Raw genomic sequence first — 22,598 nt, forward strand, 5'->3', positions numbered from 1 at the left:
TCGCGTCGAGATCTTTTGGAGTGGCCTGTGCAGTCCCCGAACTCCCCTGACACGGTTCCCGGGCCGGTGGCGGCCGAGGGTGCGCCGCCGGTGCGTGCGCGCCGGTCGGTGGTGTTGCTGGTCCTGGTGCTGGGTGTGCTGGCGGCGGTGGGTCCGTTGGCGACGGATATGTATCTGCCGGCGTTTCCGCAGATCGCGGAGGATCTGGGGGCGTCCGAGGCGCAGATCCAGTTGACGTTGACCTCGATCATGTTGGGGTTGGCGGTCGGTCAGTTGGTGATCGGGCCGATGAGTGATGCCTGGGGGCGGCGGGTTCCGCTGCTGGTGGGCGGTGCGGTGTTCACGGTGACGTCGGTGCTGTGCGTGTTCGTGCCGGATGTGACGTTGTTCGTGGTGTTGCGGTTCGTGCAGGGTGTGGCCGGTGCGGCGGGGGCGGTGATCTCGCGGGCGGTGGTGCGGGACCTGTTCAAGGGCGATGACGCGGTGCGGTTCTTCTCGCGGTTGGCGCTGGTGATGATGCTGGCTCCGTTGTTGGCGCCGTTGGCGGGTGCGCAGTTGTTGCTGGTGGGGCCGTGGCAGTTGAGTTTCTGGGTGCTGGCGGCGATGTCGGCGGTGAGCTTCGTGCTGGTGCTGTTGTGGTTGCCGGAGTCGTTGCCGGTGGCGGAGCGGCGTGCGCAGGGTCCGCGGGTGCTGGGTGCGACGGTGGCGGGTCTGGTGCGTCAGGCGCGGTTCGTGGGGCCGGTGCTGACGTTGGGTCTGGGTTTCGGGATGTTGTTCACGTATGTGTCGGCGTTCTCGTTCGTGGCGCAGCAGGAGCTGGGGGTTTCGGCGCAGACGTATGCGTGGTTGTTCGCGGTGAACTCGTTGGGGATGTTGGCGGGGACGCAGGTGAACGGGTTCTTGGTGGGTCGGATGGAGACGTTGCGGCGTTTGGGTCTGGGCCTGGTGGTGGGTTTGAGCGCGGTGTCGGGTCTGCTGGTGGCGGCGGTGTCGGGGGTGGCGTCGTTGTGGCTGGTGGTGGCGTTGTTGGCGTTGATGATGTTCAGTACGGGTTTCATCATGCCCAATGCGACGGTGACGGCGTTGGACGGTCAGCCGGCGGCGGTGGCGGGTACGGCGTCGGCGTTGATGGGTGCGTTGCAGTTCGCGCTGGGTGGTGGTGTGGCGGCGTTGGCGGGGTTGACCCCGTCGGGTGAGGCGTCGTTGGTGAGTATGTCGGTGGTGATGGTGGGGGCTGCTGCGTTGGCGGGTGTGGCGTTCTTGTGGACGGTGCGTTCGGCGGTGCGTGCCCGGGTGTGATCGGTTCGGGTGTCGGGCCCCATGACCCTGTGCGGGGGTCATGGGGCCTTGTGTTTTGTGGGTCTCTCCATGTTGCCGTGGGTGGGGGAGGTTGGGCATTGTAGGGGAACTATTTCCCCCTTGGTGCGGGATGTCTGTCCTGTGCGGGCCGGTGGGGTCCGTGCTCTTCGACGCTGTTTGAGGATGAGTGGTCTGTGGTCATGGGCGAGACGGGTGTCGGCTCCGGTGGGTGGGCTCGGCGGGTGGCCGGGTTGAGCGACCTGGTCTACGAGATGGCGACCGATGATGCGCACGCGGAGTTGTTCTCGGTGCCGGAGGAGGGGCGTCGGGGCGGTCGTCGGTGGGGGTCGGTGAGCGCGGGGGCGTTCGCGACGGATGTGACGGGGTTGGCCAAGGGGTTGGTGGCCGCCGGTGTGGGTGAGGGCGACCGGGTGTTGGTGGTGTGCGCCGATCATCTGGATTGGGTGAGGTTGGCGTTCGCGGTGTGGTCGGTGCGGGCGGTGTTGGTGCCGTTGCCGGTGTCGGCGGGTCCGGAGCGGGTGGCGCATGCGGTGCGTCAGACGCGTCCTGCGGCTGCTGTGGTGGAGGGTGAGGGGTCGCTGCGGGTGGTGGCGGCGTTGCAGCGGGAGTTGCCGGATCTGGGGCGTGTGTGGCGGTTCGAGCCGGGGTTGGCGGAGATCGTGTCGCTGGGTGCGTACATGGATGCTTCGTCGGTGCGGTTCCGTCGGGATGCGACGGCTCCGGAGGATGTGGCGGTGGTGCTGTATCCGGTGAGTACGGTGTCGCGGTGGATGCGTGGGGTGGCGTTGTCGCACGGTGCTCTGGTGTCGGCGGCGGCGGATGTGGTGGATCGGGTGGGTCCGCGGGTGGCGGAGTTGGGGCCGGGGAAGGCGACGGCTCTGTCGGATGCCGCGTTGTCGCAGGTGCAGGGGTTGGCGACGGTGTTGGCGTGTGTGGTGGGTCGGGTGCGGTTGGGGTTGGGGGGTGGTGGCCGGTTCCTGGATCGGGTGCGGGAGTTCGGGCCGTCGGTGGTGGTGTGCGGTGCGGGGGTGTTGGAGGAGGTCTTCGAGGGGGAGCGGGGGAGCGCCCGGTCGACGGGGTGGGATTCGTTGGGGACGTTCAATTCGGCGGTGGACGCGGCGGTGCAGTTCGATCGTTCGCCGAAGAAGGGTGCGTGGCAGCGGTTGTCGCGGTCGATGTACGACTGGCAGTTCGCGAAGGTGCGGGAGATGTTGGGGGACCGGGCGCATCTGGTGGTGTGCTGGGGTGGTGGGTTGTCGGACCGGTTGGACTCCTTCTACGGGGGTGTGGGGGTGCCGGTGGTGCAGGTGTTCGGTACGGCGGAGACGGCGGGGGCGTTCGCGGCCAATGCGGTGGGGGCGCGGGTGCCGGGTTCTGTGGGGCGTGCGTTGGAGGGGCGCGAGGTGTGGGTGTCGCGTGAGGGTGAGGCCCATGTGCGCGGTGGTGCGGTGTTCGCGGGGTATTGGGGTGATGAGGGCGGGACGCGGTCGGCGTTTCGTGAGGGGTGGTTGGCGACGGGGTTCGCGGGGTCGGTGGACGGTGACGGGTTCGTGTGGGTGAGGGGCCGGTTGCGGGGGCAGGCGGCGGTGGAGGAGGTGCCGGGCCGGTTCGTGGCGGGGTCGCGTGCTGTGGCGGGTGCGGAGCCGGTCGTTGAGGGGCCGGTGGTGGAGCCTGTGGTGGAGGCGGAGCCGGTGGTGGAGGTGGTGGAGCGTCCGGTGCCGGAGCCGGACGCGACGATGGCTTTGCCTGTGGTGGAGGCGGAGCCGGAGGTGGTGTCGGATGCTGAGTTGGTGGCGGGGTTCGAGGCGCGGTTGCGTTCGCATCCGTTGATCAGCCAGGTGTTGGTGATCGTGGAGGGTCGGCCGTTCGCGAGTGCGTTGATCACGTTGGTGCGGGATCAGTTGGAGTATTGGCGGTTGGTGAACGGTCGGCCGTTGTCGATGGCGCCGGAGGAGATCGCGGGGGATCGGGATCTGCTGCGGGAGGTGCAGGGGTTGGTGTACGAGGCCAATCGGAGTGTGCCGCGGCATTTGGCGGTGCGGTCGTTCCATGTGTTGGCGGAGGAGTTCACGGTGCAGTCGGGGTTGGTGCATCCGTCGGGCGGGTTGCGGCGTGAGGCGGTGCTGCGGGCGTTCTCGGAGGAGATCGACGGGTTGTACCGGGTGCGTCGGGAGCAGTAGGCGGGGGTGCGATGGGCCCCGGGGCGTTGTGCTCCGGGGCCTTTTGGTGTGTTCATTGGCCGTTGAGGTAGGCGAGGACGGCGAGGACGCGGCGGCTGTCGTCGGAGGAGGGGGGGAGGTCGAGTTTGGTGAAGATGTTGTTGATGTGTTTGCTGACGGCTTTTTCTGTGATGTAGAGGCGTCCGGCGATGGCGGAGTTGGAGCGGCCTTCGGCCATTTCGGAGAGGACTTCGCGTTCGCGGGGGGTGAGTTGGCCGAGGGGTCCTTGGCTGTCCTGGCGGGCGAGGAGTTGGGAGATGACGGCGGGGTCCATGGCGGTGCCGCCGGCGGCGACGCGGCGGACGGCTTCGATGAATTGGCCGATGTCGAAGACGCGGTCTTTGAGGAGGTAGCCGACGCCTCCGGTGTCGTCGGAGAGGAGTTCGCGGGCGTAGAGCTGTTCGACGTGCTGGGAGAGGACGAGGATGGGCAGGCCGGGGATCTGGGCGCGGGCGGAGATGGCGGCTTGGAGGCCTTCGTCGGTGAAGGTGGGGGGGAGGCGGACGTCGACGACGGCGACGTCGGGGTGGTGGTGGGTGAGGGCTTTGTGGAGGTCGGGGCCGTTGTCGACGGCGGCGACGACGGTGAAGTCGTGGGCTTGGAGGAGTTTGATCAGTCCTTCTCGGAGGAGGGCGAGGTCTTCGGCGATGACAACGCGCATGGGATCTCCAGGGTGACGATGGTGGGGCCGCCTGTGGGGCTGGTGATGTTCATGGTGCCATCGAAGGCGTCGATGCGGCGTCGGATGCCGGCGAGGCCGCTGCCGGGGGCGGCGTCGGCGCCGCCGTGGCCGTTGTCGGTGACGGTGATGACGAGGCGGTCGTCTCCGTGGTTGATGTGGACCCATGCGTGGGTGGCGTCGGCGTGTTTGGCGGTGTTGGTGAGGAGTTCGGCGATGGCGAAGTAGGCGGCGGATTCGACGGGGTCGGCGGGGCGGCCGGGGAGGGTGACGGTGACGGTGATGGGGAGGTGGTGGGTGAGGGCGAGGGCGTGGACGGCGCCGTGGAGTCCGCGTTCGACGAGGACGGGTGGGTGGATGCCGCGGACGAGGTCGCGGAGTTCGATGAGGGCGGTGCGGGTGGTCTCGCGGGCTTCGGCGAGCATGGCGCGGGCGGTGGCGGGGTCGTGTTCGACGATTTGTTCGGCCATGCCGAGGTTCATGCCGAGGGCGACGAGGCGGGCTTGGGCGCCGTCGTGGAGGTCGCGTTCGATGCGGCGGATTTCGGCGGCCTGGGTGTCGATGGTGTTGGCGCGGCTGGTGGCGAGGTGGGCGACGCGGGCGGTGAGGCGGGCTTTTTCGGAGGGTTGGAGGAGGAGGCGGTTGAAGGCGGTGTAGAGGCGTAGGGCGGGGGTGGCGAGGGTGGTGCCGAGGGCGATGAGGAGGGTGGCGGGGATGAGGAAGAGGAGGCGTTCGGTGGTGTCGGTGGGGGTGTAGCCGTAGATGGCGGGGCCGCCGGTGAGGCCGAGGGCGTGGAGGGTTTGGTAGGTGCCGTGGCCGATGAGGGTGAGGGGGAGGGCGATGAGGAGGATGTTGACGGTTCCGGTGATGAGCCAGAGGAGGTCTTTCCAGGTGGCGGGGTCGGTGATGATGACGCTGGCGCGGCGGTTGATGCCGGTGGGGGGTATGGGGCGGTAGCCGGAGTGGACGGGGCGGTGGTGGTCGAGGTGGGTGAGGGTGCGGCGTTGGCTGTCGGCGAGGGTGCGGAGGAGGTGGCCGGTGAGGATGACGAAGGGGAGGCCGATCCAGATGAGGGAGAGGACGGCGGAGGCGATGACGAGGGGGAGTAGGAGGAGGGCGGCGATGTTCTGGGAGAGGAGGAGGAAGAGGTAGGCCAGGGTGGTGAGGGGGCCTGCGCGGTGGTGGTGTGCGGTGGCCATGGTGGGTGCGGGTCCTCTTCCTTCGGGGTGTGGTGGTTTCCATTGTGGCGTGTCGGGTGTGGGGTGGTCGGTGGTGGTGGCTCCCCTGGTGGTGGGTGTGCGGGGGTGTCGGGTGCGGGGTGGTTGGGTGGGGTGTGGGTGGGTTGTGGGCTGGGTGGGTGTGGGTTTTTGGCGCAACTCGCCGCTGACGATTTCCCGTGTGTTGGCATGACCTGTGATGATCGGGGTGTGTGGCGTGAACTGATTCTGGAGTTGTATCCGGAGGCCGATCTTCGTGATCCGGCCGATGAGGCGGCGTTGGCCGAGGTCGAGAAGCGTTTGATGCTGCCGTTGCCGTTCGAGTTGGCGTCGTTGCTGCGGGAGACCGACGGTGTGGTCAACGAGTACGGGGATGCGGTGGTGTGGAGTGCTCAGCGGTTGGTGGAGGACAATCTGGCGATGCGGGGTGAGCCGGATTACCTGGAGTTGTACGCGCCGTTCGACGAGATGATCTTCTTCGGGGATTCGGACATGGGGCCGCAGTTCGCGTATGTGCACACGGACTACGGTCCGGGTGTGGTGGTGTGGGACCATGAGACGGATCGGCGCCGGTTGGTGGTGGTGTCGTTGCGTGATTATCTGGCGCGGTGCCTGTTGCAGGGCAATGCGTGGTTCCGTTGACGGTGTGTGGTCGTCTACCTGGTGTTCCGTGCTATTTTGCGGGGTGGTGCGGCGGTGTGCGCCGCCGGTGATCGCGTTGTGAGAGTGGGACCCCTATGCCGGATGAGTCGCAGGTGGCGGCCGTTGTTCAGGGCCGTGAGGTGGACGGCTTCCCGGAGTTGGCGCCGGAGGCGGCGCGGGGTTCGGTGCGGCGGATCACGGTGACGGGTGAGGATGTGCTGCACCGTCGTTGCCGGGATGTGCCGGGGGAGATGCTGGGCGGCGGGGAGCTGCGCCGGTTGATCGATGACATGTTCGTGACGATGTACGCGGCCGAGGGTGTGGGGTTGGCGGCGAACCAGGTGGGTGTGGACCTGCGGGTGTTCGTGTACGACTGCCCTGATGATGAGGGTGTGCGTCATGTAGGGCATGTGGTGAATCCGGTGTTGGACGAGCGGTCGGCCGAGGATGCCCTGGTGGTGGAGAGCGAGGGGTGTCTGTCGGTGCCGGGTCCGCATGCGGAGCTGGGGCGTGTGGAGCGTGCGACGGTGCGCGGGGTGGACCGGGACGGGGAGCCGGTGGTGGTGAGCGGGAGCGGGTATTTCGCCCGGTGCCTGCAGCATGAGACCGATCACACGTTGGGTCGGTTGTACATCGACCGGTTGTCGGCGCGGGAGCGCAAGCGGGTGTTGAAGAAGATGAACGAGATGGCCAACGATGTGTTCGCGCGTCGTGAGGAGCGGGCGGCCGAGCTGGAGCGCGAGTTCGCCGGCTAGCCCGTGGGGGTGTGGTGTGCGGGGCGGGGGCCTGGGGCTCCCGCCCCTTTTTTTGTGTGTCGGCCGGGGTGGGATTCGTTGTCTTCGGGGGGCGGCCGGGGCGGCCTGGCCGGTGCCGTCGGGGCGGCGGTGGTCGTGTAGGGGGGCGGGCGCCGGGGGTGCGGAGGTGGTGGATCCGGGCGTCGTGGGTGGGGTCTGGGGGTCGGGGTGGAGGCGGTTCTCGGTGGTTTGGGGGACGCGGGGGAAGAGGAGGGCGGGGGTGGTGTCGTGGTCGCCTCGGGGGCGGGTGTGTGCGGGGCGGCGGGCCGGAAGCGGGCTTGGGCGAGGGGGGTGAGGGTGTGGGTGTGCGCGGCGGGGCCTTCTGGGTTCGTTCGTTTGTTCGGTTCCATGGCGGCGGGCGGGGTGGCCTAGCCTGGGGGTGCCTTTGGCGGGTTTTCGGTGCCATTCGGGGGCCTTTCGGGGTTCCATTGGGGGTGGTGGCGCCGTAGGTGGCCCCTTTCGGGGGGTGTGTGGCCTTTTTGTTATCGGGTGGGGCGGTAGATTGCCCGGCATGAACGACGGGGAACAGAAAGTGATCGTGTACACCGACGGGGCGTGCAGCGGGAATCCCGGCCCCGGCGGGTGGGGGGTGTGGCTGCGCTACGGCGGGCACGAGAAGGAGCTCTACGGCGGTGAGGAGCAGACCACCAACAACCGGATGGAGCTGATGGCGGCGATCCGGGGTCTGGAGAGCCTGACCAAGCCGGTGCCGGTGGTGGTGTACACCGATTCGTCGTACGTGCGCAACGGGATCACGTCGTGGGTGGCGGGGTGGAAGCGGCGCGGGTGGCGTACGGCGGACAACAAGCCGGTCAAGAACGTGGACCTGTGGCGGCGGCTGGAGGAGGCCGCGGCGGGTCACGAGGTGGAGTGGCGGTGGGTGCGCGGCCACAGCGGCGACGAGGGCAATGAGCGGGCCGACGAGCTGGCCCGGCGCGGCCGTGACGAGGCGGCGGCCCTGCGCTGAGGCGGCGGGTCATGGTGAAGGGGGGCGTCCCGGGTGGGGCGCCCCCCTTCGTTGTGGGGTGGGTTCAGGCGGTGCGGTCGTGGGTGTGGTCGGTGTCGGCGGGGTCGTCGGCGATGAGCAGGCGGCGGGGGCCGGAGCCGTCGGCGGCGAGTTCGTCGTCGGGGTTGACCAGGACGCAGGAGTCCAGGGAGAGGCAGCCGCAGCCGATGCAGCCGGTGAGGTCGTCGCGCAGGCGGACGAGTTGGGCGATGCGGGCGTCGAGTTCGTCGCGCCACTGTTCGGAGACGCGGGCCCAGTCGGCGCGGGTGGGGGTGCGGTTGTCGGGGAGGCGGTCCAGGGCCTGGCGGATGCGGGCCAGGGGGATGCCGACGCGTTGGGAGACGCGGATGAAGGAGACGCGGCGCAGGGTGTCGCGGCGGTAGCGGCGTTGGTTGCCGGCGGTGCGGCGGCTGTGGATGAGTCCCTGGCGTTCGTAGAAGTGCAGGGCGGAGACGGCCACGCCGGAGCGTTGGGAGACCTGCCCCACGGTGAGTTCCTTGGTGATGGGCGGCACGGTTCTCAAGTGTAGGGGCGGTTGCGGTGGGTGCCGCGTAGGGCGTAGAGGCGGGCGTAGGCGCCGCCGCGGACGAGGAGTTGGTGGTGGGTGCCGGTTTCGGTGACGCGGCCGCGGTGGAGGAGGAGGATGCGGTCGGCGGTGCGGGTGTGGGTGGGGCGGTCGGTGAGTTGGAGCAGGCCGGTGGTGGGTGTGGGGGTGAGGTGTTCGCCGGGGGCGGGGTGGGTGAGGACGAGGAGGTGGTGGTGGGTGAGGTCGGCGTAGTGGGTGCGGGCGGTGTGGAGGCGGTGGGTGAGGTCGGTGGGCAGGTCGGACAGGGGTGTGGTGGGGGTGGTGGGCAGGTGGGCGTGGGCGAGGGCGGTGTGCAGGTGGGGGTCGTGGGGGTCGGGGTCGGGGTGTCCGGTGATGGTGTGGGCGAGGGTGGTGTGGGGGGTGCTGGTGTGGATGTGGGGGGTGGTGTGGGTGGTGATGCGGCCGTGGGTGGGGGTGGTGTGGCCGGTGAGGAGGTCGGTGAGGGTGGTGGTGTGGTCGGTGGGCAGGCCGATGAGGGCGACGTGTTCGCCGGGGTGGACGGTGAGGTCCAGGTGGGAGAGCAGGGGGGTGTGGGACACGTCGTGGAACTCGACGAGGGGGCGGGCGCGGGGTGCGGTGGTGGCGGGGCTGCGGTGCAGCCGGTCGCGGTCGGTGAGCCTCACGGGTGTCCGTTCGTGGTGGTGGGGTGTCATGGGGCTGTGATCGTCGGGGGCGTGTGAGAGTTCTCGTTATCTGTTCGTGTCTTTCCTCTCGTGTGGGGGTGTGCCCCGCCGGGGGGTGTCCTTTTTCGTGGGGTGTGCGACCTTGTGGACGTGGTGGGCGGGTGGTGGGGTGGGGGGTATGGGACACGAGGTCGTGATCGTCGTCTTCGACGGGGTGCAGAGCCTGGACGTGGCGGGGCCGTTGGAGGTGTTCGCGGGCGCCGGGCGGGCGCCGGGGGCGGACTACCGGGTGCGGGTGGGGTCGTTGGGCGGGGGCGCGGTGCGGACCTCCAGCGGGTTGGGGCTGGTGCCGTCGGTGGCGCTGGAGGAGGTGGGGCGGATCGACACCCTGGTGGTGGCCGGGGGTGACGGGGCGCGGGCCGGGGTGGATCCGGCGCTGGTGGAGTGGTTGGCGGGGGCGTGCGTGCGGGCGGGGCGGGTGGCGTCGGTGTGCACGGGGGCGTTCCTGTTGGCGGGTGCGGGGGTGTTGGAGGGGTTGCGGGCCACGACGCACTGGGCGCACTGTGCGGAGCTGGCGCGCCGGTTCCCGGGGGTGGAGGTGGATCCGGATCCGATCTTCGTGCGCCAGGGGCGGGTGGTGACCTCGGCGGGGGTGAGTGCGGGGGTGGATCTGTCGTTGGCTTTGGTGGAGGAGGACCTGGGGCGGCGGGTGGCGTTGGCGGTGGCGCGGCACCTGGTGGTGTTCCTGCGGCGGCCGGGCGGGCAGGCGCAGTTCTCGGCGCCGTTGGCGGCGCAGTGGGCGCAGCGTCCGGCGGTGCGGGAGGTGCAGCACTGGATCGTGGGGAATCCGGCGGCGGATCTGTCGGTGGAGGCGTTGGCGGGGCGGGTGGGGTTGTCGGTGCGCCAGTTCGCGCGGGTGTTCGCTCGGGAGGTGGGGTGTACGCCGGGCCGGTATGTGGAGCGGGTGCGGGTGGAGGCGGCGCGGCGGTGGTTGGAGGATTCGGAGCTGGGGGTGGAGGCGGTGGCGCGGCGGTGCGGGTTCGCGTCGGCGGAGGTGATGCGGCGGGTGTTCGTCAGGTCGCTGGGGTGTTCTCCGGCGGGGTATCGGAGCAGGTTCCACGGAGCGGAAGGTGTGTGAGTCGTGAGGTTGGCGGTTGTTCTGTTCGAGGGTGTGACGGCGTTGGACGCGATCGGCCCCTATGAGGTGCTGGGGTCGTTGCCGGGGGTGGAGACGGTGTTCGTGGGTGAGGAGCGGGGGCCGGTGCGGGCGTCGGCCGGTGGTGCGGGGCTGGTGGTGGATGCGGCGCTGGGTGAGGTGGACTCGGCGGATGTGGTGGTGGTGCCGGGTGGGCCGGGGCAGGCGCGGCAGATGGGCGGGGCGTTGGTGGAGTGGATCCGGGCGGTGGACGCAGGGTCGCGGTGGACGGCGTCGGTGTGCACGGGGTCGTTGATCCTGGCGGCTTCGGGGGTGTTGGCGGGGCGTCGGGCGGCCACGCACTGGTTGGCGGGGGAGGAGTTGGAGCGCTGGGGTGTGGAACATGCGGTGGGGGAGCGGGTGGTGTTCGACGGCAAGTACGTGACGGCGGCGGGGGTGAGTGCGGGGATCGATATGGGGTTGGCGTTGGCGGGTGAGCTGATGGGGGAGTTCGGGGCGCAGATGGTGCAGTTGGCGTTGGAGTACGATCCGGCGCCGCCGTTCGATGCGGGGTCGCCGGAGAAGGCGCCTGCGGAGGTGGTGGGGTTGGCGCGGGAGAGCCGGCGGTTCCTGTTGTGGGAGGAGGACCGGCCGGGGTGGGCGTGAGGGGGGTCACGGTGCCGCCCCGGGGTGTCAGGGGTATGAGGGGGATACTCCTTTCCCCCGGGTGAGACGAGGTCGCCGTGGACCGGCAGGACGAGCAGGACGGGTTCGAGCGGGTGCGGGCGTGGTACCGCCGGTTCGCCGAGCACTACGAGGCGGGGGGCGCCGGCTCCTATGCGGAGATCGCCCGGGCGCTGGCGGGGGACGAGGAGATGGTGGGGCGGGTGCTGGCCCTGCCCGGGGACAACAAGCGCCAGCCGCACCTGCTGTTGGGGGCGGTGCGGTTCCTGGGCGGGCCGGTGGACGGTTGGGCGGTGTTCCGGCCGTGGGTGGTGGAGCACTGGGACCGGGTGCGGGCGGTGGTGCTGGAGCGGATGACCCAGACCAACGAGGTGCGGCGCTGTGCGGCCCTGCTGCCGGTCCTGGCCCGGTTGGAGGGGCCGTTGGGGCTGGTGGAGGTGGGGGCCTCGGCGGGGTTGTGCCTGTACCCGGACCGGTACGCCTACTCCTATGACGGGGCGGCGCCGGTGGGGGAGGGTCCGGTGGTGCTGGAGTGCGCGACCTCGGGCGGGGTGCCGGTGCCGGAGCGGGTGGTGGAGGTGGCCTGGCGGGCGGGGGTGGACCTGAACCCGTTGGACGTCTGCGATGAGCGGGACGTGCGGTGGTTGGAGTCGCTGATCTGGCCGGGTGCGCACGAGGCGGAGCGGCGGGAGCGGTTGCGGGCCGCGGCGGCGGTGGTGGCCGCGGCGGGTCGGCCGCCGATCGTGGCGGGGGATCTGCTGGAGGTGGTCGCGGACCTGGTGGGGCGGGTTCCGGCGGGGGTGACGCCGGTGGTGTTCCACGGGGCGGTGCTCACCTATCTGCCGTTGGCCGAGCGGGAGCGGTTCGCGCGGCTGGTGGAGGGGCTGCCCGGGCACTGGGTGTCGTACGAGGGGTGGCGGGTGCTGCCGTGGATCGAGGGGGCGCGGCCGCCGGTGGCCACGGATCTGACGGTCGCGGTGGACGGGCGGGTGGTGGCCTGGGCGGGGGAGCACGGCCAGTCGCTGACCTGGGCCTGAACGGCGGGCGGGTGTGCGGGCGGTCCCCCTGTGGGGGTGGCCGCCCGCGGGTGTCAGTGGGCGTCGACCAGGGCGGTGAGCTCCTTGATGCGGTCGGCGGGCAGGAAGGACGCCTCGAAGGAGTTGCGGGCCAGGGTGCGCAGCTGCTCTGGGGTGAGGTGCAGGTGGTGGGCCAGGGCCCGGTAGTTGTCGTCGACGTAGCCGCCGAAGTAGGCGGGGTCGTCGGAGTTGACGGTGACCAGTAGCCCGGCGTCCATGAGGGCGGGCAGGGGGTGGTCGGCCATGGTGTCCACGGCGCGCAGGCGCACGTTGGACATCGGGCACACGGTGAGGGGGGTGCGTTCGGCGGCCAGGCGGGCGACCAGGTCGGGGTCCTCCAGGCAGCGGATGCCGTGGTCGATGCGCTCCACCCCCAGGTCCAGGGCCTGGCGGATGTAGTCGGGTGGGCCTTCTTCGCCGGCGTGGGCGACCAGGCGCAGCCCCAGGTCGCGTGCGGCGGCGAACACCTGGGCGAAGTCGTTCGGGGGGTGGCCGACCTCGGCGGAGTCCAGGCCGACGCCGATGATGCGGTCCAGGTGGGGGCGGGCGGCGTTCAGGGTGTCCATGGCCTCGGCGGCGGGGCGGTCGCGCAGGAAGCACATGATCAGGTGGGTGCTGATGCCGTGGTCGGCTTGGGCGGTGTCCAGGGCGGCGGTGATGCCGCCGATGACGGTGTCCAGGGGGATGCCGCGGGCGGTGTGGGCCTGGGGGTCGAAGAAGATCTCGGCGTGGCGGACCCCCTGGGCGGCGGCGCGGGTGAGGTAGGCGCGGGTGAGGTCGGTGAAGTCGGCCTCGGTGCGCAGGACGTCGGTGAGGGCGTAGTACAGGTTCAGGAAGGACTGTAGGTCGGTGAACTCGTAGGCGGCGCGGAGTTCGTCGACGGTGGTGTAGGGCAGGGTGATGTTGTTGCGGTGGGCGAGGGTGAAGGCGAGTTCGGGTTCGAGGGTGCCTTCGATGTGCAGGTGGAGTTCGGCTTTGGGAAGTGGCATGCAGACCATGGTGGCGTACCGCTGATCGTGGTCTGTCCGTTTTGTGGTGTTGGGGTGGGCACAGCGGGGCGCCCGTGACCTGGTGGGTCGCGGGCGCCGGTGGGTGGGTCACTTCTTGGTGTCGTCGTGTCCGGGGTTCCAGTTCAGGGCGCTGGCGCGTTCCATGAACTCCTCGACGGTGATGTCGCCGCGGGCGAACCGGTCGGCGAGGGTGCGGCGGGCCTCGTACTCGGGCGGGGCGGGTCGGGGGCCGGCGGCCCAGGGGGGCGGTCCGCCGCCGCGGCGGCGGATGAGGACGAACGCGGCCAGTGCGGCGGCGGCGAGCAGCAGGCAGAACATGAGTGCTCCCAGGGGTGCGAAGGGCGGCGGTCCGTCCCCCCACGGGGGGTGGCCGGCCAGGTCGGTGATGGCGGCGGTTGCGGTGTTCATGGTTTCCACTGTGGGCGGGGCGGGTGGTCGCGGGCGTCGCCTCTGGGGCGGCTTCGTGTGTACGTCGGTGGGCGTAGGCGGGGCTGCGTCGTGGGGGCGATGCGCGGGCGGGGCGGGGAGCCTAGGGTCGGTGGCATGAGGGGTGTGCGGACGGTCGCGGTCGATGCCGGGCTGGGTGTGGTGCTGGGTGCGGTGGCGGTGGTGGCGGTGCGCGCCCAGGTGGCGTTCGGGCACGCCGCCCCGTGGGGTCGGGAGGGGGCGGGGCCGCCGTGGGCGGGCGGGCCGGGCCCGGAGTGGGGTCAGGTGACCCTGGGGTGGGGGGTGTGGGCCGGGGTGGCCCTGCTGGTGGTGGCGGTGGCGGTGCGGCGGGTGCGCCCTGCGGTGGCTCTGGTGGCGGCCGGGGCCGGGGCGGGTGCGGTCCTGGTGGGCGGCGGGGTGGTGAACCCGGTCGTGGTGGTGATGGGTGCCCTGGTGGTGTTCTCCGCCGCGATCCGGATGGAGCCGGTCCGGTTCCTCGCCTGGGCGCTGCCTTTGGTGGTGGGAGTGGGGGTGCTCTCCCGGGCGGGTGAGCCGTGGTGGGGGCTGGCGGACGGGTCGTTGTGGGCGGCGCTTGCGGTGGCGGTGGGGGTGGCGGCGCCGTGGGCGGGGGCGGGGGTGTTCGTGCGGGCCCGCCGGCAGGGGCGGGCGCGTGAGCGGGAGGCGGAGGTGGCCCGGCACCGGTACGAGGAGCGGTTGCGGATCGCCCGGGAGGTGCACGATCTGGTGGGGCACAGCCTGTCGGTGATCAGTATGCAGGCGGGGGTGGCGTTGCACGTGGTGGACCGGCGGCCGGAGCAGGCGGCGGTGGCGTTGGCGGCGATCCGGGACAGCAGCCGGTCGGCGTTGGAGGAGCTGCGGCGCACGTTGGCGGTGTTCCGCGGTGAGGAGGGTGCGGCGTTGGAGCCGGTGGCGGGCCTGGACCGGTTGGAGGGTGTGGTGGAGGAGATGGGTCGGGCGGGGTTGGCGGTCACCGTGGAGCGGTCGGGTGAGGCGGTGGTGCTGCCGGGGGCGGTGGACCATGCGTTGCTGCGGATCGCCCAGGAGGCGTTGACGAATGTGCTGCGCCATGCGGGTGCGGGGGCGGTGGCGCGGGTGGAGGTGGCCTTCGAGGCGGGGTGGGTGCGGCTTGTGGTGGCCGACACCGGTGCGGGGCCGGGTGCGGGTTGGTGTGAGGGTGCGGGGATCGCGGGGATGCGGGAGCGCGCCCGGGGTGTGGGCGGGGAGTTGGCGGCCGGGCCGGGGGATGGTGGCGGGTTCGTGGTGCGGGTGCGGGTTCCGGTGGAAGGGGGCGTGTGATGGCGGTGCGGGTGGTGGTGGCCGATGACCAGGCGCTGGTGCGGATGGGGTTGGGGGTGCTGATCGAGGCGGAGGAGGACCTGGAGCTGGTGGGTGAGGCCGCTGACGGGGCGCGGGCGGTGGAGGTGGTGCGGGCGGTGGTGCCCGATGTGGTGCTGATGGACGTGCGGATGCCGGTCATGGACGGGTTGGCGGCGTTGCGGGAGATCAGTGCCGATGAGGGGTTGGCGGGGGTGCGGGTGGTGGTGCTGACGACGTTCGAGTTGGACGAGTACGTGTTCGAGGCGTTGCGGGCGGGGGCGTCGGGGTTCGTGGTCAAGGACGCCGATCCGGGGGTGTTGTTGGAGGCGGTGCGGGTGGCGGCGCGGGGGGAGGCGTTGTTGTCGCCGTCGGTGACGCGGCGGGTGGTGGCGGCGTTCACGTCGTCGCGGCCGGCGGTGGGGCCGGTGGTGGATGTGGGGGTGTTGACGGAGCGGGAGCGGGAGGTGGTGGGGTTGGTGGGTGAGGGGTTGAGCAATGAGGAGATCGCGGGCCGGTTGGTGGTCTCCCCTGCGACGGCGCGTACGCATGTGTCGCGGGCGATGGTGAAGTTGGGGGCGCGGGACCGGGCGCAGTTGGTGGTGTTCGCGTTCCGGGCGGGGCTGGTGCGGTGAACGCCTCCCCCGTGGGGGTCAGGGGGTGAGGCGGGTGATGGCGGCGGCGCCGGCGGTGTGCAGGGCCCGGTCGGTGTGTCCGGCGCCTTCGATGATGTGCAGGGTGGCGGCGGGCCAGTGGCGGGCGAGGTTCCAGGCGGTGTCGGCGGGGCCGCTGATGTCGAGGCGGCCGTGGACGAGGGCGCCGGGCAGGTGGGCGATGCGGTGCATGTTGTGGAGGAGGTGGTGTTCGGGCAGGAAGGCGTGGGCGGCCCAGTAGTGGGTGACCAGGCGGGCGAAGCGGAGCTGGAAGTCCAGGGGGCGGGTGGACAGGAACGGGGTGAAGGCGTTGGTGGTGGCCATGTGGGTGTCCTCCCAGCGGCACCAGGCGCGGGCGGCGTCGGCGCGTACGGCGGGGTCGGGGTGGGCCAGGAGGCGGGCGTAGGCGGCGGGGAGGCGGTGGGGGTCGGCGTCGGGGCCGACGGCGTCGCGGAAGGCCTCCCATTGTTCGGGGAAGACGCGGCCCATGGCGTGGGTGAGCCATTGCACCTCGGTGGGTGAGGTGGTGGTGACGGCGATCAGGACCAGGGCGCGGACCCGGTCGGGGTGGGCCTGGGCGTAGGCCAGGCCCAGGGTGGTGCCCCAGGAGGTGCCGGTGACGAGCCAGGAGTCGATGCCGCGGGCGGTGCGCAGGGCTTCGATGTCGTCGATGAGGTGGGCGGTGGTGTTGGTGGCCAGGTCGGTGGTGGGTAGTCCGGCGTCGGGGGTGGAGCGGCCTGCGCCGCGTTGGTCGAAGAGGATGACGCGGTGGCGGGTGGTGTCGAAGAGGTGGACGAGGCCGGGGTGGGCGCTGGAGCCGGGGCCGCCGTGCAGGACGAGGCAGGGGGTGCCGTGGGGGTTGCCGTGTTCTTCCCAGTAGAGGGTGTTGTGGTCGGTGACGGGGAGGTGGCCGTGGGTGCGGGGGGCGGTCATGGGGTGCTCCCTCGGGGTGGGGTGCGGGGGTGGTGTTCGAGAGGAGTGGGGGCGGGCGCGGGGTGCGTGCCGGCGGAGGCGGCGGGGAGGGGTCGTGGTGGAGCGGGTGCGGACGCTGGGTGAGGCGGTGCGGGTGCTGGTGGGGGCCGGTGAGGTGGATCCGGTGGTGGCCGAGCGGGTGCTGGCGGGGGTGTTGGCGGGGACTCCGGTGGGGGAGTTCGTGGATGCGCGGGGGTTGGCGCGGTTGGTGGCGTCGGTGTCGGGGGTGGAGGGGGCCGCGGAGGCGTTGGTGCAGGTCGCTGAGGTGGTGGGGGTGGTGGGGGTGTTGGATGCGGGGGCGCAGCGGGCGGTGCGGATCCGGTTGCGGCACCGTACGGCGCGGGGCGCGTTGGGGTGAGCCCGCCGGGTGCGGGTCGGCCCGCCGTCCGGGTCGGGGGGCGGGCCGCGGGTGGTGTCAGGCGGGGTCGGTGTCGAGTTTGCGGCGTTCTCTGCGGTTGGGGTGGCGGATGTGGACGCCGCCGAGGCCGCCGGTTCCGGTGAGGCGGATCAGGGGGGTGCCGGGGTGGCGGTCGGGGGTGGTCTTGTCCTTGAGGCCGCCGATGCCGGGGTCGATGCCGGCGGTGTCGGCGGCCCAGCCGTCGGGGATGACGATGGTGACGCCGGAGGTGTCGCCGTGGGCTTCCACGTGGATTTCGGGCAGGTGGCTCTGGACGCGGCTGAAGTCGAGGGTGGCGCCGCCCAGGCCGCCGTGGGCGGTGATGTGGGCGGGGGCCTGCCAGCGGTTGGGGCCGAGGGCGGCGCCGCTGATGCCGCCTTGGACGACCAGGGGCGGCCGCTGTTGTTCGGCGGCCTGTTGGAGGGCGGCCTGGGGTGCGGGCAGGTCGGCGGTGAGGGCGTTCAGGTCGGCGTGGGTTTTGGCGGTCAGGGCCCGTTCGAGGCGTTCGTCGAATTCGTCGGGGTCCAGGCGTCCTTCGGCGGCCGCGTCGCGTAGGCGTTCGACGACCGTGTCGCGGTCGTGGTGGGAGGCGCGCATCCGCCCTGCGGGGTCGGGGTGGTGGTCGTTCACGCCGGTAAGGGTATAGGGGGCGGCCGGTGCGGGCCCGGTGGGGTGTAGGGGCCCTGGTGGGGGGTGTGGGCGGGGGCGTGGGATCCTGTTCCCCTGCGAGTTGAGGGGGTTCGTGTGGGTGAGAGCGGGTTCGTGGAGTTCTGGGGTGAGCACCGGTTGTGCATGCTGGCCTCGCCGCGTCCGGACGGGTCGATCCACCAGGTGCCGGTGGGGGCGACCTATGACGCCGACCTGGGTGTGGTGCGGGTGATCTGCGACGGGGCCAGTTTCAAGGCCCGCAACCTGGCCGCGCACCCGGGGGTGCGGGTGTCGGTGTCGCAGGTGCAGGGGCGGCGCTGGTGCACGGTGGAGGGTCCGGCGGTGGTGTCCGATGACCCCGGGCGGGTGGCCGAGGCGGTGCGCCGGTACGCGGACCGGTACCGGGAGCCGCGGCCCAACCCGGCCCGGGTGGTCATCGAGGTCACCGTGGAGAGGGTGCTGGGGAACGTGCGCCCGGACTAGGCGGGGCGGGCCAGGGTGATGACCTCCGGTGAGGCGGGGGTCAGGGGGGTGCGGTCCCAGGTGCCGTGGCGTTCGGCGACGGTGAGTCCGGCGGCGGCCAGCAGGGTGTCCAGGTGGTCGGTGGCCAGGAACCGCAGGGTGCTGACGGTGGACAGGATCTCGTGGCCGTCGGCGTCGGTGGTGGTGGAGGTGAACGTCACCAGCCCCTGGGGGGTGATGGGGCGGGCGTCGTGGGTGTCGGTGACGGTGCGGCCGTCGGGCAGGGTGCCGGTCCAGGGGTGGTCGGGGGTCCACCGCTCCCAGGCGCGGGCGGTGATGTTGCGGGTCTCGAAGGCGATGAGGCCGCCGGGGTTCAGGGCGGTGCGCATGGCGGTCAGGGCCTGGACGGTGGTGGTGTCGGTGAGCAGTTCCTGGAAGGCGTGGCCGGTCATGGTGACCAGGTCGAATCCGCCGTTCCAGGTGTGGGTGGCCAGGTCGCCGCGGGTCCAGTGGACGTCGCGGGTGTGGGAGCGGGCGATGTCGAGCATGGCGTCGGCGGGGTCGAGTCCGACCAGGTGGCCGGTGTGGCCGTGGGCGCGGGCGGTGCGCAGGAGCAGGCCGGTGCCGCAGCCCGCGTCCAGGGCGGCGGGGGCGTCCATGACGAGGTCGAGGTAGAAGTCGTCGCAGGGCGCCCAGGGGTTGAAGGTGTCGTAGAGGGCGGCGACGGCGGGGTCGTCGTAGGGGTTGTGCATGGGCGGAGTATCCCGGGGCGGCGGGTGGGCGCGCACCGGGTTTTTCCGCCTGGGCGGGCTGCGTTGACGGTTCGTCGGTGGGCGAAGTGTGGTGGTGGGATGCTGGTGGTATGTCCTCTCACGCGCATGAGACGGCCGCGTTGGCGGCCCTGTTGGCGGATCCGACCCGGGCGGGGGTGTGCCTGGCGTTGGCGGACGGGCGGGCCTGGACGGCGTCCGAGCTGTGCCGGCATACGGGTGTGGGCGCCTCGACGATGAGCGCGCACCTGGGGCGGCTGGTCGGCGGCGGGGTGCTGGTGGAGCGCCGGCAGGGGCGGCACCGGTATGTGGCCTTGGCCGATGAGGGGATCGCGGCCCTGGTGGAGGCGTTGGCGGCGCGGGCGGCGCCCGCCGCGACGGTGGCGCCGACGCTGCGCGCGCACCGTGTGCGGGACGCGTTGGCGCGGGCGCGTACGTGTTACGACCATCTGGCGGGTGCGTTGGGGTGTGCGGTGGCCGAGGCGATGGTGGGGCGGGGGCTGCTCACGGCCGACCTGGGGGTGACCGGTCGGGGCCGGGAGTGGTTCGCGGGGTTGGGTGCGCCGCTGCCGGAGCGGGGGCGGCGGCCGTTGGCGCGGGCGTGCCTGGACTGGACCGAGCGGCGCCAGCATTTGGCGGGGGCGGCCGGGGCGGTGCTGTGCGCGCACGCGTTCGCCGCGGGGTGGTGTGAGCGGGTGGGGTCCTCGCGGGCGGTGCGGGTGACGCGGGAGGGGCGGCGGGCGTGGGGTGAGGTGCTGGATGTTTCGGTGGGGGGCGAAGTGTCCGGCCTCTAGGGTCGCCGCATGACTTCTCGTACTCCTGTCCTGGCCGTGGTGGCGGCCGGGGTGACCGTCGTCCTGTGGGCGTCGGCGTTCGTGTCCATCCGGGTGACCGGTGGGTTCTTCTCGCCGGGGGCGCTGGCCCTGGGGCGGTTGTCGGCCGGGGCGGTGGTGCTCGGTGTTGTGTTGGCGGTGACCCGGTCGGGGTGGCCGGTGCGGGCGGCGTGGCCGGGGATCGTGTGCTCGGGGCTGTTGTGGTTCGGCGTCTACATGGTGGCGTTGAACTGGGGTGAGCGGGAGGTCGACGCCGGGACCGCGGCGCTGCTGGTGAACGTCGGGCCGGTGCTGATCGCCCTGCTCGGTGTGGCGTGGCTGGGTGAGCGGTTGTCGGTGTGGCTGGTGGTGGGCGGTGCGGTGGCGTTCGCGGGGGCGGCGGTGGTGGGGGTGGCCACGGCCGGGCCCGGGCATGTGACGTGGACGGGTGTGGTGCTGTGCCTGGTGGCGGCGGTGACGTATGCGGTCGGGGTGGTGGCGCAGAAGCCGGCGTTGGCGCACGCGAGCCCGTTGCAGGTGTCGGGGTGGGGGTGCGTGGTGGGGGCTGTGGCGTGTCTGCCGTTCGCGCCGGTGCTGGTGGCCGAGGCCGCGGCGGCGCCGTGGTGGGCGGGTGCGAACGTGGTGTATCTGGGGGTGTTCCCGACGGCGGTGGCGTTCACGACGTGGGGGTACGCCCTGGCGCGTATGGACGCCTCCCGTCTGGGTGCGGTCACGTATCTGGTGCCGGTTCTGGTGGTGGTGTTGTCGTGGGTGCTGTTGGGGGAGGTGCCCACGGCGGGGGCCCTGGTGGGCGGGGTGCTGTGCCTGGTGGGGGTGGGGGTGTCGCGGCGGCGGCCGGCGGTGGCCGGGGGGCCGGGCCCGGTGCCCCGGTGAGCGGGGGTTCGGGCCCGGTGGGTGTCAGCCCTGGTGCAGGACGCGCAGGCGGTCGGGGTGGTGGGGGTCGCGGTCCACGACCTGGACCGGTGCCCACTGCCACTGGTGCGGGCCGGTGTCGGCGGGGGTGAAGCGGATGCGGCCGCGGGTGCCCTGGACGTCCAGGCGGGGCCAGGCGTGGGCGAGGGCGGTGCGGTCGGTGCCGTGTTCGCGTAGGGCGTGGGCCAGGACGGTGATGGTGTCGTGGCCTTCGTAGGCGACGAAGGAGGGTTCTCGGCCCAGGCGTCGGCGCAGGGTGGTGCGGACCTGTTCGGCGGCGGGGTCCAGGGTGGGGGGCAGGTAGCTCAGGAAGGGGATCTGTGCGCCGTCGGGGCCGAGCCGGTCGGTCCAGGTGGGCAGTTCGGGTTGGCCGGCGGGGGCGCCGATGAGCAGGCCGGTCAGGCGGGGGTCGCGGCGTAGGGCGGTGACGAGGGGGAGGGCGGGTTCGGGGACGCCGGTCAGGATCAGCAGGGCGGTGGCGCGGTGGTGGGCCAGGGCGTCGCAGACGGCTCGGGGGTGGTGGGGGTCGGCGTCCAGGGTGGTCAGGGTGGCGCCGCGGGGGGTGAGGTGGTCGTGCAGGATGCGGGTGCCGGCCTGCCAGTAGGCGCTGGGTTGGGCGGTGACGGCGATGCGGTGGTGGCCTCGGGCCAGGAGGAAGTCGGCGTAGGTGCGCCAGCCGTGGGACTGGGCGGGGGCCAGGCGGGCGATCCAGGGTGAGGGGTGGTCGGTGAGGGTGTCCAGGACCGCGGAGGAGCACAGGAAGGGCAGGGCCCGGTGGTGGGCGCGGGCGGCGGCGGTGCGGGCGACGACGCTGTGGTACTCCCCTGCCAGGGCGCTGGCGCCCAGGTCGGCGAGTTCGTCGACGGCGGCCGCGGCGCGGTCGGGGTCGGCGGCGGTGTCGCGGACGAGGAGGCGCAGGGGGCGGCCGTGGATGCCGCCGGTGGCGTTGACGTGGTCGGCGGCGGCCTGGAGTCCGGTGAGGAGGTGGTGGCCGGCGTCGACCCAGCCGGGCGGGGTCAGGGGGGCCAGGGCGCCGATGAGCACCGGTGCGGTGGGGTCGTGGGGTGCGGCGGGTGTGTTCATCCGGGGGTGTCTTTCGTTGCCGGGGGCCGGGGTGGCCGTGTGCGGTCATTACACCGGTGGCCTTCGGGGGTGGACAACCGGTTATCGGATGGCATGATGTGCGCTTCCCCTTTGTCGGCGGATCCGAGGTGGCGTGTTGAGGTCCTTGTCGTATGCGGTGCCCGCCCTGGTGGGTGATGGCCGTCCCGCCCGTGCCGTGCGGGAGTTGCGCGGCGGTACCAGGAAGGGGGTGTGGCGGGTGGTGCTGGCGGACGGTTCGCGTGTGGTCGCCTACCGGTGGCATCCCGACCACGACCGGTGGCCCGCGGGGCAGGGGCCGCCCGATCCGGCCGACCCGTTCTCCCCCGCCTCGGGTCCGGGGCTGTTCGCGGCGGCGCACGCGCTGCTCACGGGGGCGGGGGTGCGGGTTCCGGCCCTGTACGCGCTGGAGGAGGAGGGTGGGGGCGGGGCTTTGGCGGTGGTGGAGGACGTGGGTCCGACCCTGGAGCAGGTGATGGAGGCCGATCCGGGGCGGGCCGCGCCGGTGCTGGAGCACCTGGCCTCCGTGTTGGGTGTGCTGCACGGGCGCACCCACCCGGTTTTCGGGAAGGTCGCCCATGTGGCGGGCGGGGGCGCCCCTGCGGCGGCCTCCTGTCACGAGGCGGTCCTGGTCCGGGCGTTGGCGGACCTGGAGGAGGCCGCCCGGCTGGATGCGCGGGTGGGGGCGGCCCGTTCGGCGCTGGAGGAGGAGTTGTGCGCCCGGGCGGCGCGCATCGGGCCCCGCCCGGGCGGGTACGCGCTGGTCCACGGTGAGCTGGGGCCCGACCATGTCCTGGTCGCGGCCGACGGGCAGGGTGCCCTCATCGACTTCGAGGGGCTGATGTGGTTCGACCACGAGTGGGAGCACGCCTTCCTGCGGTTGCGGTTCGCCGACCACCGGCGCCTGGCGACCCGGCCGGTGGACGCGCACCGGATGGGGTTGTACGTGTTGGCGTTGGACCTGTCGCTGGTGGCCGGGCCGTTGCGGTACCTGGCCGGGCGGGCGGTGTCGGACCGGGGGGTGATGGCGGGCATCGCCGAGCGCGCCCTGGGGCGGGCCCTGGCGTCGGTCGGGTGCGGGGGCGGGTGGTAGGACGG

At 72.2% G+C, this 22,598-nt stretch carries 25 protein-coding genes; 15 read left to right on the plus strand and 10 right to left on the minus strand.

Annotated features, from left to right (window positions below; genetic code table 11):
- Window positions 1-27 precede the first annotated feature (27 nt).
- Together K1J57_RS24240 and K1J57_RS24245 are read left to right on the plus strand one after the other, a co-directional pair.
- Window positions 28-1,299 carry a multidrug effflux MFS transporter gene (locus K1J57_RS24240; RefSeq protein ID WP_370634500.1) on the plus strand — a complete coding sequence of 424 codons (1,272 nt, stop codon included), beginning with the start codon at window positions 28-30 and terminating at the stop codon, window positions 1,297-1,299.
- Window positions 1,300-1,499: 200 nt separating this feature from the next.
- On the plus strand, window positions 1,500-3,500 hold the full coding sequence (locus K1J57_RS24245; RefSeq protein ID WP_220565754.1) for an AMP-binding protein: 2,001 nt from the start codon (window positions 1,500-1,502) through the stop codon (window positions 3,498-3,500).
- Between the two features lie 52 nt (window positions 3,501-3,552).
- Here K1J57_RS24245 and K1J57_RS24250 read toward each other — a convergent pair whose 3' ends face one another.
- Window positions 3,553-4,200 (minus strand): response regulator transcription factor, encoded by a 648-nt coding sequence (locus K1J57_RS24250; protein ID WP_220560944.1) that lies wholly within the window; start codon window positions 4,198-4,200, stop codon window positions 3,553-3,555.
- Entirely contained in the window at window positions 4,152-5,417 is a 1,266-nt protein-coding gene (locus tag K1J57_RS24255; protein WP_220560945.1) for a sensor histidine kinase, read from the minus strand. The genes K1J57_RS24250 and K1J57_RS24255 overlap by 49 nt, the downstream gene beginning before the upstream one ends.
- 228 nt (window positions 5,418-5,645) lie before the next feature.
- Here K1J57_RS24255 and K1J57_RS24260 point away from each other — a divergent pair, with 228 nt between their 5' ends.
- From K1J57_RS24260 to rnhA, 3 genes are all read left to right on the plus strand, one after another.
- Window positions 5,646-6,077 carry an SMI1/KNR4 family protein gene (locus K1J57_RS24260; RefSeq protein WP_255646560.1) on the plus strand — a complete coding sequence of 144 codons (432 nt, stop codon included), beginning with the start codon at window positions 5,646-5,648 and terminating at the stop codon, window positions 6,075-6,077.
- 95 nt (window positions 6,078-6,172) lie between these two features.
- On the plus strand, window positions 6,173-6,832 hold the full coding sequence (def, locus tag K1J57_RS24265; protein WP_220560946.1) for a peptide deformylase: 660 nt from the start codon (window positions 6,173-6,175) through the stop codon (window positions 6,830-6,832).
- Between the two features lie 550 nt (window positions 6,833-7,382).
- Window positions 7,383-7,838: a ribonuclease HI gene (gene rnhA / locus K1J57_RS24270; RefSeq protein ID WP_220560947.1), complete on the plus strand. Its 456-nt coding sequence runs from the start codon at window positions 7,383-7,385 to the stop codon at window positions 7,836-7,838.
- A gap of 64 nt (window positions 7,839-7,902) precedes the next feature.
- Here rnhA and soxR read toward each other — a convergent pair whose 3' ends face one another.
- Together soxR and K1J57_RS24280 are read right to left on the minus strand one after the other, a co-directional pair.
- Entirely contained in the window at window positions 7,903-8,391 is a 489-nt protein-coding gene (gene soxR / locus K1J57_RS24275) for a redox-sensitive transcriptional activator SoxR (RefSeq protein ID WP_220560948.1), read from the minus strand.
- A 5-nt stretch (window positions 8,392-8,396) separates the two neighbouring features.
- Window positions 8,397-9,116, minus strand: coding sequence for an ABC transporter ATP-binding protein (locus K1J57_RS24280; protein ID WP_255646561.1), 720 nt, complete (start codon window positions 9,114-9,116; stop codon window positions 8,397-8,399).
- A 148-nt stretch (window positions 9,117-9,264) separates the two neighbouring features.
- Between K1J57_RS24280 and K1J57_RS24285 the strand changes: the two genes are divergently transcribed.
- From K1J57_RS24285 to K1J57_RS24295, 3 genes are all read left to right on the plus strand, one after another.
- Window positions 9,265-10,224 carry a GlxA family transcriptional regulator gene (locus K1J57_RS24285; RefSeq protein ID WP_220560950.1) on the plus strand — a complete coding sequence of 320 codons (960 nt, stop codon included), beginning with the start codon at window positions 9,265-9,267 and terminating at the stop codon, window positions 10,222-10,224.
- 3 nt (window positions 10,225-10,227) lie between these two features.
- A complete protein-coding gene (locus tag K1J57_RS24290) occupies window positions 10,228-10,887 on the plus strand; it encodes a DJ-1/PfpI family protein (protein WP_220560951.1) in 660 nt (219 codons plus the stop codon).
- A gap of 77 nt (window positions 10,888-10,964) precedes the next feature.
- Window positions 10,965-11,942: a DUF2332 domain-containing protein gene (locus tag K1J57_RS24295; protein WP_220560952.1), complete on the plus strand. Its 978-nt coding sequence runs from the start codon at window positions 10,965-10,967 to the stop codon at window positions 11,940-11,942.
- 53 nt (window positions 11,943-11,995) lie between these two features.
- On the opposite strand, the gene K1J57_RS24300 is transcribed toward K1J57_RS24295, so the two are convergent.
- Both K1J57_RS24300 and K1J57_RS24305 read right to left on the minus strand, forming a co-directional pair.
- The gene (locus K1J57_RS24300; RefSeq protein WP_220560953.1) at window positions 11,996-12,970 is read right to left on the minus strand and encodes an adenosine deaminase; all 975 of its coding nucleotides are present in this window, start codon (window positions 12,968-12,970) and stop codon (window positions 11,996-11,998) included.
- A 108-nt stretch (window positions 12,971-13,078) separates the two neighbouring features.
- Complete coding sequence (locus K1J57_RS24305) at window positions 13,079-13,399, minus strand: SHOCT domain-containing protein (protein WP_220560954.1); 321 nt, start codon at window positions 13,397-13,399, stop codon at window positions 13,079-13,081.
- A 135-nt stretch (window positions 13,400-13,534) separates the two neighbouring features.
- Between K1J57_RS24305 and K1J57_RS24310 the strand changes: the two genes are divergently transcribed.
- Window positions 13,535-14,734 (plus strand): sensor histidine kinase, encoded by a 1,200-nt coding sequence (locus tag K1J57_RS24310; RefSeq protein ID WP_277615507.1) that lies wholly within the window; start codon window positions 13,535-13,537, stop codon window positions 14,732-14,734.
- On the plus strand, window positions 14,734-15,387 hold the full coding sequence (locus K1J57_RS24315) for a response regulator transcription factor (RefSeq protein WP_220560955.1): 654 nt from the start codon (window positions 14,734-14,736) through the stop codon (window positions 15,385-15,387). Before K1J57_RS24310 ends, K1J57_RS24315 begins: the two co-directional genes overlap by 1 nt.
- Window positions 15,388-15,405: 18 nt before the next feature.
- Here K1J57_RS24315 and pip read toward each other — a convergent pair whose 3' ends face one another.
- Entirely contained in the window at window positions 15,406-16,338 is a 933-nt protein-coding gene (gene pip, locus K1J57_RS24320; protein ID WP_220560956.1) for a prolyl aminopeptidase, read from the minus strand.
- 94 nt (window positions 16,339-16,432) lie between these two features.
- Here pip and K1J57_RS24325 point away from each other — a divergent pair, with 94 nt between their 5' ends.
- Window positions 16,433-16,735, plus strand: a complete 303-nt coding sequence (locus K1J57_RS24325; RefSeq protein ID WP_220560957.1) for a hypothetical protein — start codon at window positions 16,433-16,435, stop codon at window positions 16,733-16,735.
- Between the two features lie 57 nt (window positions 16,736-16,792).
- On the opposite strand, the gene K1J57_RS24330 is transcribed toward K1J57_RS24325, so the two are convergent.
- Window positions 16,793-17,404, minus strand: coding sequence for a DUF1707 domain-containing protein (locus tag K1J57_RS24330; RefSeq protein ID WP_255646562.1), 612 nt, complete (start codon window positions 17,402-17,404; stop codon window positions 16,793-16,795).
- A 162-nt stretch (window positions 17,405-17,566) separates the two neighbouring features.
- Here K1J57_RS24330 and K1J57_RS24335 point away from each other — a divergent pair, with 162 nt between their 5' ends.
- A complete protein-coding gene (locus K1J57_RS24335; protein ID WP_220565759.1) occupies window positions 17,567-17,905 on the plus strand; it encodes a pyridoxamine 5'-phosphate oxidase family protein in 339 nt (112 codons plus the stop codon).
- On the opposite strand, the gene K1J57_RS24340 is transcribed toward K1J57_RS24335, so the two are convergent.
- The gene (locus K1J57_RS24340; RefSeq protein ID WP_220560958.1) at window positions 17,902-18,636 is read right to left on the minus strand and encodes a trans-aconitate 2-methyltransferase; all 735 of its coding nucleotides are present in this window, start codon (window positions 18,634-18,636) and stop codon (window positions 17,902-17,904) included. The two genes, K1J57_RS24335 and K1J57_RS24340, sit on opposite strands and share 4 nt — an antisense overlap.
- Window positions 18,637-18,746: 110 nt before the next feature.
- Between K1J57_RS24340 and K1J57_RS24345 the strand changes: the two genes are divergently transcribed.
- On the plus strand, window positions 18,747-19,448 hold the full coding sequence (locus K1J57_RS24345) for a helix-turn-helix transcriptional regulator (protein ID WP_220560959.1): 702 nt from the start codon (window positions 18,747-18,749) through the stop codon (window positions 19,446-19,448).
- Window positions 19,449-19,457: 9 nt separating this feature from the next.
- Window positions 19,458-20,360 (plus strand): DMT family transporter, encoded by a 903-nt coding sequence (locus tag K1J57_RS24350; RefSeq protein WP_220560961.1) that lies wholly within the window; start codon window positions 19,458-19,460, stop codon window positions 20,358-20,360.
- Window positions 20,361-20,384: 24 nt separating this feature from the next.
- Here K1J57_RS24350 and K1J57_RS24355 read toward each other — a convergent pair whose 3' ends face one another.
- Window positions 20,385-21,482, minus strand: coding sequence for an ABC transporter substrate-binding protein (locus tag K1J57_RS24355; protein WP_220560962.1), 1,098 nt, complete (start codon window positions 21,480-21,482; stop codon window positions 20,385-20,387).
- 136 nt (window positions 21,483-21,618) lie between these two features.
- On the opposite strand from K1J57_RS24355, the gene K1J57_RS24360 reads away from it, so the two are divergent.
- Entirely contained in the window at window positions 21,619-22,593 is a 975-nt protein-coding gene (locus K1J57_RS24360) for a phosphotransferase (RefSeq protein ID WP_255646563.1), read from the plus strand.
- The last annotated feature ends 5 nt before the right edge of the window (window positions 22,594-22,598 follow it).

Source organism: Nocardiopsis sp. MT53 (genome assembly GCF_019598965.1).
Classification (GTDB): Bacteria; Actinomycetota; Actinomycetes; order Streptosporangiales; family Streptosporangiaceae; genus Nocardiopsis; species Nocardiopsis changdeensis.